Source organism: Nocardioides sp., assembly GCF_031397825.1.
GTDB lineage: Bacteria > Actinomycetota > Actinomycetes > Propionibacteriales > Nocardioidaceae > Nocardioides.
On the sequence record NZ_JANNML010000128.1, the window covers coordinates 1 to 14,005 of the forward strand.

The 14,005-nt window shown below is 72.2% G+C and carries 12 protein-coding genes and 1 tRNA gene; 4 read left to right on the top strand and 9 right to left on the bottom strand.

What is annotated here, in order from left to right:
- Positions 1–51 precede the first annotated feature (51 nt).
- Positions 52–138: transfer RNA gene (locus RMN98_RS11110), tRNA-Ser, on the top strand.
- A 58-nt stretch (positions 139–196) separates the two neighbouring features.
- Here RMN98_RS11110 and RMN98_RS11115 read toward each other — a convergent pair.
- A complete protein-coding gene (locus RMN98_RS11115; RefSeq protein WP_309648881.1) occupies positions 197–568 on the bottom strand; it encodes a hypothetical protein in 372 nt (123 codons plus the stop codon).
- A gap of 147 nt (positions 569–715) precedes the next feature.
- Between RMN98_RS11115 and RMN98_RS11120 the strand changes: the two genes are divergently transcribed.
- Positions 716–1,690 (top strand): hypothetical protein, encoded by a 975-nt coding sequence (locus RMN98_RS11120; protein ID WP_309648882.1) that lies wholly within the window; start codon positions 716–718, stop codon positions 1,688–1,690.
- Between the two features lie 2 nt (positions 1,691–1,692).
- Here the strand turns inward: RMN98_RS11120 and RMN98_RS11125 are convergent, their stop codons facing one another.
- The 6 genes from RMN98_RS11125 to RMN98_RS11150 all read right to left on the bottom strand — a co-directional run bounded on the left by RMN98_RS11125 (position 1,693) and on the right by RMN98_RS11150 (position 8,226).
- Positions 1,693–3,006 carry a S8 family serine peptidase gene (locus RMN98_RS11125; RefSeq protein WP_309648883.1) on the bottom strand — a complete coding sequence of 438 codons (1,314 nt, stop codon included), beginning with the start codon at positions 3,004–3,006 and terminating at the stop codon, positions 1,693–1,695.
- Positions 2,997–4,457: a type VII secretion protein EccB gene (eccB, locus tag RMN98_RS11130; RefSeq protein ID WP_309648884.1), complete on the bottom strand. Its 1,461-nt coding sequence runs from the start codon at positions 4,455–4,457 to the stop codon at positions 2,997–2,999. Before eccB ends, RMN98_RS11125 begins: the two co-directional genes overlap by 10 nt.
- 7 nt (positions 4,458–4,464) lie before the next feature.
- A complete protein-coding gene (gene eccD / locus RMN98_RS11135; protein WP_309648885.1) occupies positions 4,465–5,829 on the bottom strand; it encodes a type VII secretion integral membrane protein EccD in 1,365 nt (454 codons plus the stop codon).
- A gap of 212 nt (positions 5,830–6,041) precedes the next feature.
- Positions 6,042–6,338 (bottom strand): WXG100 family type VII secretion target, encoded by a 297-nt coding sequence (locus tag RMN98_RS11140; protein ID WP_292679094.1) that lies wholly within the window; start codon positions 6,336–6,338, stop codon positions 6,042–6,044.
- Between the two features lie 11 nt (positions 6,339–6,349).
- A complete protein-coding gene (locus RMN98_RS11145) occupies positions 6,350–6,673 on the bottom strand; it encodes a WXG100 family type VII secretion target (RefSeq protein ID WP_309648886.1) in 324 nt (107 codons plus the stop codon).
- A 140-nt stretch (positions 6,674–6,813) separates the two neighbouring features.
- Complete coding sequence (locus RMN98_RS11150; protein ID WP_309648887.1) at positions 6,814–8,226, bottom strand: hypothetical protein; 1,413 nt, start codon at positions 8,224–8,226, stop codon at positions 6,814–6,816.
- Between the two features lie 140 nt (positions 8,227–8,366).
- Here RMN98_RS11150 and eccCa point away from each other — a divergent pair, with 140 nt between their 5' ends.
- Positions 8,367–12,374: a type VII secretion protein EccCa gene (gene eccCa / locus RMN98_RS11155; RefSeq protein WP_309648888.1), complete on the top strand. Its 4,008-nt coding sequence runs from the start codon at positions 8,367–8,369 to the stop codon at positions 12,372–12,374.
- Between the two features lie 22 nt (positions 12,375–12,396).
- Here eccCa and RMN98_RS11160 read toward each other — a convergent pair whose 3' ends face one another.
- On the bottom strand, positions 12,397–12,846 hold the full coding sequence (locus RMN98_RS11160; protein WP_309648889.1) for a nuclear transport factor 2 family protein: 450 nt from the start codon (positions 12,844–12,846) through the stop codon (positions 12,397–12,399).
- A 150-nt stretch (positions 12,847–12,996) separates the two neighbouring features.
- On the opposite strand from RMN98_RS11160, the gene RMN98_RS11165 reads away from it, so the two are divergent.
- The gene (locus RMN98_RS11165; RefSeq protein WP_309648890.1) at positions 12,997–13,170 is read left to right on the top strand and encodes a hypothetical protein; all 174 of its coding nucleotides are present in this window, start codon (positions 12,997–12,999) and stop codon (positions 13,168–13,170) included.
- Positions 13,171–13,258: 88 nt separating this feature from the next.
- Here the strand turns inward: RMN98_RS11165 and RMN98_RS11170 are convergent, their stop codons facing one another.
- Complete coding sequence (locus tag RMN98_RS11170) at positions 13,259–13,951, bottom strand: type 1 glutamine amidotransferase domain-containing protein (RefSeq protein WP_309648891.1); 693 nt, start codon at positions 13,949–13,951, stop codon at positions 13,259–13,261.
- Positions 13,952–14,005: the final 54 nt, after the last annotated feature.

The following is a 14,005-nucleotide window of genomic DNA, read 5'->3' on the forward strand; positions in this document are numbered from 1 at the left end:
GAGGTGGGATCGATTTCATCCACCCGGGACCTGCCCGGTAAGGTCTCCGGCGGAGGATTCGCCTAGTGGCCTATGGCGCTCGCTTGGAAAGCGGGTTGGGTGTGAAAGCCCTCAGGGGTTCGAATCCCCTATCCTCCGCCGCTGAGCAGGGATGACGCCGGCTCCCGTCGACAGACGGGAGCCGGCGTCCTGCTTCTCAGTGTCGGGGTCCGGCAGACCAGCCCTCGGAGGGCAGCGTCCGGTCCAGGGGCAGGAAGTGGGCCAGGCACCGGTCGATCCAGGTCCCCAGGTCGACCAGGTCCCGCAGGTCGACGGCGGCCGTGACGCCGACCATGCCCTCGCGCAGCACCGACACGTGGCGACCCAGCAGCGCCCGCACGACCTCGTGGAAGGACGGCTCGCACCCATTCAGGATGGCCAGGTCGTCGAAGACGTCCGCGTAGTCGTCCCAGGGGAAGCCATGGAGGTCGGCGAAGTCGCTCACGAGGCCGTGCTCCCCGGAGGTCAGGGCCGAGAAGGCCGCCCGGTGGGTGCCGCGCTCCTGCTCGAGCATGCGTGCTGCGGTCATGACCCCATTAGGCGGTGTCGCACCTACGCGCACCACCCGTCGCGCGCAGCCCGAACAAGCCCGAACAGGGCCCGGATTCAGGTCACGCCGGGCTCCTGCGGTGACTACGCTGGGGCAACCGTCGGACCTGGAGCTGGAGGAGCGCCCGTGGAGGTGCAGGGCACCCCGCCCGAGTCACGCGAAGAGGCCCGTTGGGACCCTCTGGCCCTCGAGCTCCAGGCGTTGCGCACGAGCGCCGGCGACCCGTCGTTCGCCGAGATCGCACGCCGGGTGAGCGAGCAGCGGCTGGCCCGCGGCGCGAGCGAGCACGCGGCCCGCGTCGCGCGCACGACGGTCTACGACGCCTTCCGCACCGGCCGCGCCCGGGTCAACCTCGAGCTCGTGCGTGACATCGGCACGGCGCTCGGCGGGAGCCACGCCGACGTCGACGCGTGGGTCGCACGCTGCCGGAGTCCCCGATCTCCTGAGCCGGCCCCTGAGCCGGCCTCGGAGCCGGCCTCGGAGACGCAGCCCCAGGCGGTCGAGTCCCCCGTCCCCCCCACGGGCGCTCGTGAGGCGGTGCTGCTGCTGGCGGCCTGCCTGGCGGTCAACCTGCTGGGTCGGGTGTTCGTGGACTTCCTCCACCTGCCCATCCACCTCGACATGGTGGGGACCGCCATCGCCGCGATCGCGCTGGGCCCGTGGCGCGGGGCCGCCGTCGGCGCCGCGACCAACGTGGTCGGTGCCCTCCTCAGCGGCCCTGCGTCGATCCCCTTCGCGATCGTCAACGTCGCGGGGGCGCTCGCCTGGGGCTACGGCGTGAGGCGCTTCGGCCTCGGCCGGACGCTGCCACGCTTCCTCGCGCTCAACGTGATGGTGGCGGGCCTGTGCACGCTCCTGGCGGTGCCGATCCTGGTCGGGCTCTACGGCGGGTCCGCGGGCAACGGCCAGGACACGATCACGACGACCTTCCTGGCGCTCACCCACCAGCTGACCGTGTCCGTCGGATTCTCCAACCTGCTGGTCTCGCTGGCCGACAAGCTGTTCAGCGGGTTCGTCGCGTTGGTGGTGATCTCCACCCTGCCGGTCGGGCTGCGGCTCGGCTCGCGGCTCGTGCTGTCCGCGCCTCCCCCGACGCGCTGAGGTCAGTCGCGCCGGCGGGCCAGCACCGGGCGGAGCAGGACGGCCACGACGAGCGCACCGCCGGCCAGCAGCCCCCACCAGACGGCGTTGCGCTTGGTGCTGGCAAGCACGTCGGCCTCGGGCTGCGGGGCCTCGGCGCGCTGGTCGCCCGCGTCGACCACCTGGGTCCCGCCGACGTCACCCTCGTCGGTGGGGCGCAGCGGCCGGGTGAGCGCCTCGACGGGCTGGACCACGCCGTGACCCGTCAGCACCGTGGACGCCCGCAGCGAGCCCGTGGCCGTGCTCTCGAGGCGGGCCACGACCTGTCGCGCGGACTCCTCGGGGAAGGCTGACCGGACCAGGGCCGCGACACCGGCCACCTCGGCGGCGGCCCAGGCGGTGGAGATCTCCGACAGCAGGCAGGTGCTGCGTCCGTCCAAGCCGACCGACACCGCGTCGAGCGTGGGCGCCGCCAGATCGGTGGCCGAGCTGCGCAGGACCTCGCCGTCGGCGTCGCCCAGGACCACCTCGTCCTCGACGAGCGCGGTGCCTGTCGCGTTGACCGCGAGCACCCCGGGGTTGGCCGCCGGCCAGATCACCGGGCGCGCGTCCTCGCCGTGCGGCGGCTCCTCGCCGTCGTAGCCGAGCTCGGGGTAGAGAGCGTCGGACTCCTCGGTGGGACGATCGCCGCTCGCCGCCACCACCAGCACGTCCTTGGCAGCGAGGTCGGTCAGGACGGCGCGCAGGTCAGCATCGAGCTCGGGGGTGCGAGCGAAGCTGAGGCCGACCACCAGCACGCCCACCTCGCCGCGGGGCAGACCGGCGACGTAGCGCAGGCCCTCCAGCAGCAGGTCGGCGCGAGGACCCACCTCGGCGCTGGTGTCGTCGGGGTCGCGGCGGTCGTAGACCCGCACGTCGAGGATCCTCGCGCCGGGGGCGATGCCGATCGGCTCGTCGGGCGTGCCCTCGGCCGCGATGAGCCCGGCCATCGAGGTGCCCTGGTGATCGACGAGCTCGCGCGCCGCTTGGCCTGCCGGGCGGACGACGTCCATGAGGTCGGAGTCCGCGACCCCCGAGTCGAGCACCGCCACGGTCACACCGGCGCCGGGCACGCGGCCGCCCTCAGCAGCGACCTGCTGGGCCCGCGCCACCTGCATCAGCTGCACCGGCGACCCGGTGCGCTCGGTCGTCACGACGTCGGCCTGGTCGGTGGCGATGTTCTCGCAGACCTGGTCGACGGCGTACGACGGCGCGGTGCCGCCCACGGCCAGCAGGCCGAGCGACAGGCCGGCGGCGACCGCAGCCCGGCCGGCCCGGCCGGCCCGGCTCACTCGCACGAGCGACCCTCGCCGGGCTGGTCGCCCTCGGTGCCCTGCCCCAGCTCCTCGGGCCGGGTCGGCGGGCAGAGCGCGGCGTCGACCGACAGGGCCTCGCCCTCGACGAACAGCTCGAGCCAGCTGTCGGGGACCACCGGTGCGTCGTCGTCACCGAAGCCGAGGTTGGTCACCGCATCGGTGCCGATCAGGGCATAGCTGTAGCCCTTGGCGTCGATCACGAACGGCTCACCGACCTGCGAGCTCTCCCAGCCGCCCGACAGGACGAAGGCACCCTTGCCCGGGTCGACCGTGACGTCGCGCTGGCCGCCCTCGACCTCGACGGCACTGGCCTCGTCCTCCGGCAGCTCGACCAGGACGACACCTGGGACGGAGCCGAACTCCGGCTCCAGCCGAGCGCACTGCTCACCCGCGACGGGGCGCAGCCCCGCCCCCGGCCAGTGCGCGTCGAGGTAGGGCTCGACCCCGGCAGCGACGTCGGGCGGGGTGGTCAGCCCGAGGTCGCGCGCGACCCGGGGCAGACGGGCGTCGAGGTAGACCGCGCGGGCGAACTCGCTGAACTGCGCCGGGCCATCGGCGGTGACGACGAACAGCTGCTCGTCGATCTCGTAGTAGTCGCCGATCCGGGTGTTGTCCGGGAGCCCGCCCTGCCCCGCCTGGTCGGACACCTCGCCGAACCCGGCGAGGTCGAAGCTCGCGAAGTCGAGCGACCCACCGCGCGGGAAGAGCGCGAGCCAGTCGCCCGGCACGACCTTGGCCTGCTCGAGGATCGGCAGCCCGAGCGCCCGCAGGGTGTTGTCGAGGCCGGGCAGGTTCCTGGGCAGCGCGAAGCTGTGGGCGCGCGACAGCTCGGTGCCCTCGGGCCGGGACTGGGCGATGACGTAGAACGAGCCCTGGCTCTTGACCAGCAGCCCGGCGTCGGGAGCGGCCGCCGCCCGGTCGGTCTCGGACACGTCGAGGTGCAGGCCCAGGCCGTCGTCGGTGCAGGCGGTCCAGCCGGTCTGGATGAGGTCGTCGGTCTCGGGCACGGTCACGGGCGCACCGAGGATCCCGATGTCGGCTCCGGGGGTGTAGGTATCGATCTCGGACTGCGGCACCACCTCGGGGACGGCGTTCTCCTCACCCAGGATCAGCTGGGCCGAGGTGATGTTGATGACCGGCCGCACCTGTGGGTTGCCGTCCTCGTCCGGCTCGAGGATGACGTAGGAGGCGCCCTTCTCCTTCGACTGCACCAGGCCCGGCTGGGCCCAGTCGATGTCGACGTCGGGCTTGAAGACGCCCGCGATGGCCGCTCCCGCGAGCAGCAGCACGGCCAGGGCGGCGCCCCCGATGATCGTGCGACCCGGCCGCGTCGGCTCGACCTCGCGCCCACCCGGAGCACCCGAGACGAAGGCCGTGACGAGCCGGCGACGACTGAAGGCGTGGGCCTCGACGAGGTCCTTCTTGGTGGCCATCGGGCGCTCAGCTCCCGCTGATCGACTCGAACACGCCGACGGCGAGCACGAGGAGCGGCAGGAGCGTCAGCAAGGCGATGCTCTCGACGACGTCGCCGAACCTGCCGCGCCGCACGGACGGCGTCGTGGGCAGCAGCGTGACCGCGAGCAGCACGGCCCCCGAGGCGGCGAGGACCACCGCGGCGACCGGCCGCCAGGACTCGTGCATGGTCAGGACGGAGGCGGCGACCGCGACCAGTCCCACGATGCCGGAGACGAGCCCGACCAGCACCTCCGAGCCCGTGCGGTACTGGCGGGTGCGCAGCATGACGATCAGGCACGCGACGACAGCCAGCAGCGAGCCGAAGAGCCCGCGGGAGACCGCCACCGGCGCGACGAGGACGAGCAGGAGGCCGACGGTGCCGGAGATGGCGACGAGGATCTCGTGGGCAACCCGGGCGTCGGCCCCGACGCGGCGGGGGTCGACCTCGTCGGGGTCGGCGGTGATGTCGGCGGTCGAGTAGAGCTGGTCCACGGTCGTCTTGGTGACGCCCAGGGCCAGCCAGGGGAACACGCTGCCGATCATCACGACGACGGTCATCACGACGGGCAGCAGGATCGTCGGGTCGACGTCGGTGGAGTCGACCAGGAAGCCGGTGCCGAGGAAGACGGCGCCCACCACGACCGGCGGGATCACCAGCGTCCGGCCGTCCCCCAGACCGACGAGGCAGACCAGACCGGCCACCAGGGCCCCAGCCCCGGCCCCGGCCACCGGCAGGCCGGAGAGGTCCGAGAGGCCGCCCTCGGGAGCCAGCATGAAGCCCGCCACGGAGGCATAGCCCGCCCCCATCCAGGCCACGGCGACGGCCGCCTCGGCCTCGACCTGCACCCGCGACAGCACGATCGCACCGGCGACCAGGGCGAGCGCCACCGTCGCCGCCGCCACGGCAGCCAGCTGCGAGCCGTCCTGCACGAGCAACGCCACGGCACCGAGGGCCATGAGAAGGGCCCCCGCCGTCAGCGCCGTACGCCGCCCGGAGGCGGGCTGCCAGGGCTTGAGGTCGCGCTCCACGACGTCCGTCATGGCCTCGACCACGTCGTCGTAGACACGCGGTGTCGCGTCGTCGATGCCGGCCGTCACGGTCAGCGTCACGCCGTCCTCGACGCCCTGGAGGGTGAGACCGGAGTCGGTGGCCAGGCGGCGACCCTCCGAGGTGAGCAGGTGGTAGCCGCCGTAGACGGTGGTGGCGTCGAGCATGCCGACGCTGCGGGCGAGCTCGGGCACCAGCTCGGCGACCGGCACGGCCCCGGGCAGCACCAGGTCGACGCGACGGGTGCCGGACGTGACCGTCACGCGCACCAGTCCCGAGGTCCCGACGGGGGTCTGGCTCATTCTTTCTCCCAAGATGTGCGCAGCGGACGAGCGAGCCGCATGCTACCCGCCGACCCTGCTCGCACCGTGCGTCTGCATGTGGAGGTGCGTCTGCATGTGGACGTGCGTCTGCATGTGGCGGTGCGTCTGCATGTGGACGTGCGAAGGGGCCGACACGTCATGTGTCGACCCCTGCGAGGTCCCAGTCCGGCGACGGACCCGGGACCCAGGACTCAGATCTCGAACTGAGCGGCGCCGCGGGCGTCCGCGGCCTTGTACTCGGCGTTGGACTGGTAGACCGTCTGGCTGCTGCGGTCGAGCAGGTCGCGCATCTCCTGGATGGCCCAGTCCCACTTGGCCTTCGAGACGCGGTACTGCTCCTGCGCATTACCGACCCACTGGCTGCGAAGCGGCTCGAGCTCCTGCTCGAGGCGGTTCATGCGGTCGTCGATGTCCTTGACCTTCTGGTACATGTCGGCGGCGGCCTGGTCGACCGCACCGTGGTTGACGCGAATTCCGTCGAGACTCATGTCGATGCTCCTCAGTTGCCCATGCGGTTGGAAAGGTTGGTGAAGTTGGCGCCCTGGGCGTCGTCCGTGCTGATGTTGTCGCGCTCGGTGACGCCGAGGGAGTTCTCGAACTCGTTGAGGGCGTCGACGATGACCTGCTGCTTCTCGGTCCAGGCCTGCTGGAGGGCGAAGAACGCGGTGGCGCCCTGGCCACCCCAGCGACCCTGCACGCCGGCGATCTGGTCGGTCAGCTGGCGGCTGATGTTGTTGAAGTCGATCCGTGCGTCGGACACCATCCCGGCCGCACGGGTCAGGACTCCTTCGCCTTGGCCGAACTCGTTGGCGGTCTCTGCCATGGCCTTCTCCTTCGATTCTGGCGACGGTCAGCCGCGCATCATGGGTGGGTTCTTCGTCAGGTGGAACGCTGATTCGGGGCCTCGCTCCTGGCTAGGAGCGGGACAAGCACGTCTTTACCCGGGGGGTAGACCCCTAAACCTCAGCCTGTCAATTCCCACAGGTGGCGGAAGAGCCCGACCGCGACCACCACAGCACCCACCGCGAAGGACGCACAGATGCTCTCCGCGACCTCGGCCCGACGCGACCACCAGGCCGAGCGCCAGCCACGACCCAGCGGGACCGCGAGCAGGATCAACGCCCCGGCGACCACCAGGGCGACGACGCCGATCGCCAGGTCGGTGCCGGCGCCCCCCTCGACCAGCACGACGACCAGCAGCACCAGCAAGCACGCCAGACCGGCCACCCGCAGCAGCGCCCGGGCACCGACGTGGCGGTAGCTGCGGGCGGCGAAGAGCAGGGACAGCCCGGAGAAACCGACCATGGCCCGCGCACCCACCCCGTCGTGGCGCTGGGTGGCGGCCTCCAGCAGCAGCGGGGCTGAGACCACGACGACAGCGAGGATCGCGGCCGCGGACGCCGTGACGATGCGGGTGCCGCGCGCCGCGACCAGCTCGACCGCACGCGGGGGCACGACGATGCGACCGCGCCGCCCGGTCGGGCGGTCACGGGCCGACCAGGCGGTGACGGCGAGCCGCTCGAGGTCGATCAGGAACTGGTCGGGCACGTCGATGGCGAAGGACGGCACGAACCGCGCCGCGAGGGTGGCGAGCAGGAGGAGCAGCGCCCAGGCGACCTGGGGCCGGAAGTCCAGCAGAGCGGCGCCGCAGGTGAGCACGAAGACCAGGGAGCCCACGACCACCCAGACCCGGAGCGCCTCCTCGGAGTGCCGGTCCAGGGCCCGGGCGAGGGCCGCGGTCACGGCGCCGGTCAGGGCGGCCACCCCGATGATCGTGGGCAGCCGCTCGGGCGCGGGGTCCCACGCGACGACGAAGGCGGCCGCGGCAGCGAACACCGGCGCCGCGAGGATCCGGTGCGCGGCGTAGCGGCCGACCGGCAGGATCCCGAGGAGGGCGGCGGCACCGAGCACGACCACGGTCGTCGTGCGGAGGTCGGAGGGTGGCTCCTGGGACGCCGCCCATCCCGCGACGAGTGCGAGACCGACGGCGACGCTGAACCACAGGACCGACAGGGGTCCCGGTGGTGGCGCCGCCTGCCGCGGGGCACGCTCGTCGGTGCGCCGGCGACGCCCGGTGCCGCGGTCCGGCGCCGCACCGGGGAGCAGCGCGACCAGCACCGAGCCCGAGCCGACGCCGGCGGTCTCCAGGGCCTGGTCGGCGGTGAGCCGCCGACCCAGCGGGGTGCAGAGGGTCGGGACGGACCCGAGGCCGGCCTTGTCGGCGTACTCCACGGCGACGTCGGCGACCGACGCCCCCGAGGGCACGAGGAGGTCCAGCACCCCCGCCGGTCCGTGCACGCTGAGCGCGACGACGTCCGCCGTGGGCATGGTGGTCTCGCCGCCCGAGCCGGTCACGTCGCCTCCCCGAAGAGTCACGGGTGCCGATCCACCCGGTCGAGCGCAGCGTAGTCGCTGACCGGCGTGGTCGCGGCGCAGTGTGCCTATCATCAAGCCTCCGCAGCGGGAGCGGACCGGCCCTCTCGGGCACGGATGGTCGAAGGCGAGGACTGATCACGGTGAGTACGACGCTTCGCGGGGCTCGGGTCGACGAGCCCGAGATGCCGTCCGGGCAGATCGTCCTGCAGCCGCCACCGCAGATCCAGCCCAGCGAGGGCGCTGCCGGCGTGATGATGAACGCGATCCCGATGCTCGGCAGCCTCGGCTCGATCGTGCTGGTCGCCACCATGGGCTCGCGCACCGGAGGCGGCTCGCTGCGCTTCATCGCAGCCGGCATGTTCCTCTTCGCCACGGTCGGCTTCATCATCGTGCAGGTCGACCGGCAGCGGAAGCAGCGCGCCCAGCAGGTGACGGGTTCGCGCACCGAGTACCTCCGCTACCTCAGCCAGGTCCGCAAGGTGGCGCGCGAGTCCGCCGACCAGCAACGACGCGCCCTGACCTGGCACCACCCCGACCCCTCGTCGCTGCCCGCCCTGGCCGAGGAGCGCTCGCGGATCTGGGAGCACAGCAGCACCGACGCCCAGTTCCTCCACGTCCGCTACGGCCTGTGCGCCCAGCCGCTCGCCCTCGAGCTGGTCCCGCCCGAGAGCGCGCCCATCGACGAGGTCGACCCGGCCGCAGCCTCGGCCCTGCACCGGCTGCTGGTCGTGCACCGGCTCCAGCCCGACCTGCCCGCGTCGATCGACCTGCGCGCCTTCGACGGCGTCGACATCTGTGGCGACGAGGAGGAGGCCCGGGCCCTCGCCCGCGCCATCATCTGCTCCGCGACCGCCTTCCAGTCCCCCGAGAACCTGCTCGTCGCCGTCCTGGCCTCCGACCAGCACCTGGCCCACTGGGACTGGATCAAGTGGCTGCCGCACGCCCAGAGCGCCGAGCAGAGCGACGCGGTCGGGCCGATGCGCATGGTCACCACCTCGCTCGCCGACCTGGCCACGCTGCTGCCGCCCGACCTGAGCGACCGGCCGCGCTTCGGCGCCGACGAGCGCCCCGCCATCCCGCACATCCTGCTCGTGACCGACGGCGTCGAGCTGCCTCCCGGCAACCACGTGATCCCGCCCGACGGCCTGCACGGGGTGACCGTCCTCGACCTGCCGGCCCGGTGGGGCGAGCTCGAGGACGCGAGCCGCCTGCGCATCCTCTTCGACGACGCCGCGGTGGACGACGGGCAGCGCCAGGCGCCCGTCCTGGCCCTGCGCCTGCGCGAGGAGCCGATCCGCGCCAAGGCCGACCAGTGCGACCTCGCCACCGCCGAGGCCTTCGCCCGGCGCCTCACCCCGCTGCACACCGTCTCCACCGGCACCGCCGAGCCCAGCACCGGTGAGATCGCCGGCCCGACCGACTTCATGGACCTCCTGGGACTCGGCGACGTGCGCACCTTCGACCCCGACGCGGCCTGGCGCACCCGCCCCGCCCGCGACCGGCTGCGCGTGCCCATCGGCCTCGGCGAGTCCGGTGGCCTGGTGCACCTCGACATCAAGGAGTCCGCCCAGCAGGGCATGGGGCCGCACGGCCTGGTGATCGGCGCGACCGGCTCCGGCAAGTCGGAGTTCCTGCGCACGCTGGTCCTCGGTCTCGCCATGACGCACTCCTCCGAGCAGCTCAACATGGTGCTCGTCGACTTCAAGGGCGGCGCGACCTTCGCCGGCATGTCCGACATGCCCCACGTCTCGGCGGTCATCACCAACCTCGCCAACGAGCTCACCCTCGTCGACCGCATGCAGGACGCCCTGTCCGGCGAGATGGTCCGGCGCCAGGAGCTGTTGCGCGACGCGGGCAACTTCGCCTCGATCCGCGACTACGAGAAGGCCCGGGCGGCCGGCGAGGACCTCGCCCCCATGCCATCACTCTTCGTCGTGGTCGACGAGTTCTCCGAGATGCTGTCGGCCAAGCCGGAGTTCATCGACCTCTTCGTCGCCATCGGCCGGCTCGGCCGGTCGCTCGGTCTCCACCTCCTGCTCGCCTCCCAGCGGCTGGAGGAGGGTCGCCTGCGCGGGCTGGAGTCCCACCTGTCCTACCGCGTCGGCCTGCGCACCTTCAGTGCCCAGGAGTCCCGCGCCGTGCTCGGCGTCCCCGACGCCTACGAGCTGCCCGCCGTCCCCGGCCTCGGCTACCTCAAGCCCGACCCGACCTCGATGACCCGCTTCAAGGCGGCCTACGTCTCCGGTCCGCCCTCGGGCCGTGTGCGCGTGCGCCGCGACGAGGGCGGCCACCTCCAGGGGATCCTCCCCTTCACGATCTCCGAGGTGCACAAGCTCGAGCTCCACGAGCCCGAGCCGGAGCCCCAGGTGCAGGTCGAGCAGGACAGCCAGGAGTCGCTGCTCGACATCGCCGTGCAGCACATGGTCGGCCACGGCCCGGAGGCCCACGCCGTGTGGCTGCCGCCCCTCGACGTGCCCGACACGCTCGACGACCTGATGGTCGACCTCGTCGAGGACCCCGACCTCGGGCTCGTCTCCCCGCAGTGGCGTGCCCTCGGCGGGCTCGTCGTCCCCCTCGGGACCGTGGACCGTCCGCGCGAGCAGCGCCGCGACACCCTGACGATCAACCTGAGCGGCGCGGCGGGCCACGTCGCCGTGGTCGGCGGTCCGCGCAGCGGCAAGAGCACGCTGCTGCGCACGATCGTGACGAGCATGTCGCTCACGACGACCCCGACGGAGTCGCAGTTCTTCGTGCTCGACTTCGGCGGCGGCACGTTTGCCCCGCTCACGCACCTGCCCCACGTCTCCGGCGTCGGCACGCGCTCCGAGCCCGACGTCGTACGGCGGATCATGGCCGAGGTCTCCGGCATCGTGGACCGTCGTGAGGCCTACTTCCGCGCCAACGGCATCGACTCCATCGAGACCTACCGGTCACGGCGCGCCCAGGGTCGCGTCGATGACGGCTACGGCGACGTCTTCCTGGTGATCGACGGCTGGAGCACCCTGCGCTCCGACTTCGACGACCTCGAGATGGAGATCCAGCAGCTCGCCTCGCGAGGCCTGACCTTCGGTCTCCACATCGTCACCGCCGCCTCCCGCTGGGCCGACTTCCGCGCCGCGATGCGCGACCTGTTCGGCACCCGCCTCGAGCTGCGGCTCGGTGACGCGATGGACTCCGAGATCGACCGCAAGATCGCCCAGCTGGTGCCGACGGGCCGTCCCGGCCGAGGTCTGATCCAGGGCAAGCTGCACTTCCTCGGCGCGCTCCCGCGCATCGACGGCGACCCCGGCGCGGAGACGTTGGGCGACGGTGTCGACGAGCTCATCAAGCGCGTGGCGGCCGCCTGGCACGGACCCGCCGGCCCCAAGCTGCGGCTGCTGCCCGAGCAGGTCCTGCTGTCGCGGGTGCGCGAGCTGGCCGGGGTCTCCACCACGCCGGGCGAGGTCACGGACAAGCGCCTGCTGCTCGGCATCAACGAGAAGGAGCTCGCCCCCGTCGCGCTCGACCCCGAGACCGAGCCGCACCTGCTGGTCTTCGGCGACGGTCAGTCCGGCAAGAGCGGGTTGCTGCGGTCCTACGCCCACGAGGTGATGCGCACCCGCACCGCCCAGGAGGCCCAGATCATCGTCGTCGACTACCGACGCTCGCTGCTCGGCGAGGTCCCCGAGGACTACCTGGTCAACTACCTGACCTCCGCCACCCAGGCCGGGCCCGCGTTGAAGGACCTCGCGACCTACCTCGAGAGCCGCATCCCCGGCCCCGACGTCACGCCCGACCAGCTGCGCAACCGCAGCTGGTGGTCCGGCGCCGAGGTCTTCGTGATCGTCGATGACTACGACCTGGTCGCGACCCAGCAGACCTCTCCGGTCGCGGTGCTGCAGCCTCTCATGGCACAGGCCCGCGACGTGGGCCTGCACCTGGCGGTGGCCCGGCGCTCGGGTGGTGCGTCGCGCGCGCTCTACGAGCCGGTCATCCAGTCGATGCGTGACCTCGCGATGCCAGGCCTGATGCTCTCGGGCAGCCCCGACGAGGGGCCCCTACTCGGCAACCTGCGCCCCATGCCGCTGCCCGCGGGCCGTGGTCGCCTGATCACCCGCGACCGTGGCACCGAGGTCGTCCAGACGGCCTGGACCGAGCCCTCCCTGTAGTCGGCCGCTCTGAGCGGACGGCTCAGGTGTGCGTGTGCACGCCGGGGCCGTTGATCTTCAGGCTCGGCAGGTCGTCGAGGTTGTAGGTCAGCTCGAAGGTGCGCCGGTAGCCGGTGTGCGCGACCCGCCAGCCCTCCGGCGTACGCACGTAGCGGTCGGTGTAGAACGCCGCGCCCTCGAGCATGAAGCGGAACGCCTCGACGATGACCTTGTCCTGGAGGTACCACCGGGCCGTCGCCTCGTCGCCGTCGATGCTGATCTCGGGGTGGTGGACCTGGTGCATGGTGATCAGGCCCTCTCCGAGGTTCTCCCGCATGTAGGTCACCAACGCAGCACGGTCAGCGAAGACCAGACCGTTGTAGTCGCCGGTCGCCTCGGGCAGGAAACAGGCCTCGAAGTCGTCCCAGGCCTTGGTGTCGAGGGTCCGCAGGTAGCGGTACTTGAGCTGGCAGATGTCGTCGTAGTCGGTCACGGCTCGCAATCTAGCGACGACTGTGCGCGAGATCACGTGGTTGCCGGTGCTGATGAGACGCGGATGTAACCACGGGTCAACCTGCCGGCGATGTTGGCAGCGCACCCTGGATCCACCCAGCAGCCAGGAACGACCACAGGGAGACCCCCGATGAACGCCAAGATCACCACCGCCACGGAGACCGACGAGGCCCGCGAGAAGCGTGCCGCCTTCAAGCTGCGCCACGCCCGCGGCCTCACCTCCCTCATGGACGAACGCTCCGACCTGCGCGGCGTCCACGCCCTCGCCGACATGGTCGACGACGCCGTGCGCTGGACCGCGTGAGAGGACTTCGTCCATCGACCTGACGTGACACGAGGCGCCGACCCGTCGGGGGGTCGGCGCCTCGTCGTACGTCGTGGGGCGGGGTGCCTCAGAGAGCCTTCAGGATCTCCTGGGCCAGCGGGCCGGAGGACGCCGGGTTCTGGCCGGTGAAGAGCGAGCGGTCGACGACGACGTGCTCGGACCACGGGTCGGCCTCCTGGAAGTCGATGCCGAGCTCGACGAGGCGGTCCTGGAGCAGCCACGGCGCCTTGTCAGCCAGGCCGGCCTGGGTCTCCTCGGCGTTGGTGAAGCCGGTCGCGCGGTAGCCGGCGAAGGGCGACGCGCCCTGGTCGTCGGTGGTCGCGAGGAGCGCGGCCGGGGCGTGGCACACGATGCCGAGCGGCTTGCCCGACGCCAAGGTGCTGGTGAGCAGCGCACCGGAGGTGGCGTCGACGGCGAGGTCCTCCATCGGGCCGTGACCGCCGGGGTAGAAGACGGCGGCGTAGTCGTCGAGGACGACGTCGTGGAGGTCGCTCGGGGCGGAGAGCTGCGCGATGGAGTCGAGCTCGTCCTTGATCGCGTCGGCGTTGGCCTGCCCGCCGTTGGCATCCGCAGCGAGGCTGCCCTGGTCGACCACGGGGACCACCCCGCCCGGGGTGGCGATCTCGACCGTGTGGCCGGCCGCGACGAACGCGCGGTAGGGGGCAACGAGCTCCTCGGCCCAGAAGCCGGTCGGGTGCTGACTTCCGTCCTTCAACGTCCAGTGCTGGGCGCCGGTGACCACGAACAGGATCTTGCTCATCTGTGCTCCTTCTCGTCGGGGGTTCTCCGTGCCCAACCGGTGCCCCGGCCGGGA

What these genes read in the sequence shown, in the direction of transcription:
- RMN98_RS11170 (WP_309648891.1), bottom strand. Translation starts at nt 13,951, where the DNA reads ATGAGCAAGATCCTGTTCGTGGTCACCGGCGCCCAGCACTGGACGTTG.
- eccD (WP_309648885.1), bottom strand. Translation starts at nt 5,829, where the DNA reads ATGAGCCAGACCCCCGTCGGGACCTCGGGACTGGTGCGCGTGACGGTC.
- RMN98_RS11145 (WP_309648886.1), bottom strand. Translation starts at nt 6,673, where the DNA reads ATGGCAGAGACCGCCAACGAGTTCGGCCAAGGCGAAGGAGTCCTGACC.
- eccB (WP_309648884.1), bottom strand. Translation starts at nt 4,457, where the DNA reads ATGGCCACCAAGAAGGACCTCGTCGAGGCCCACGCCTTCAGTCGTCGC.
- RMN98_RS11115 (WP_309648881.1), bottom strand. Translation starts at nt 568, where the DNA reads ATGACCGCAGCACGCATGCTCGAGCAGGAGCGCGGCACCCACCGGGCG.
- RMN98_RS11165 (WP_309648890.1), top strand. Translation starts at nt 12,997, where the DNA reads ATGAACGCCAAGATCACCACCGCCACGGAGACCGACGAGGCCCGCGAG.
- RMN98_RS11140 (WP_292679094.1), bottom strand. Translation starts at nt 6,338, where the DNA reads ATGAGTCTCGACGGAATTCGCGTCAACCACGGTGCGGTCGACCAGGCC.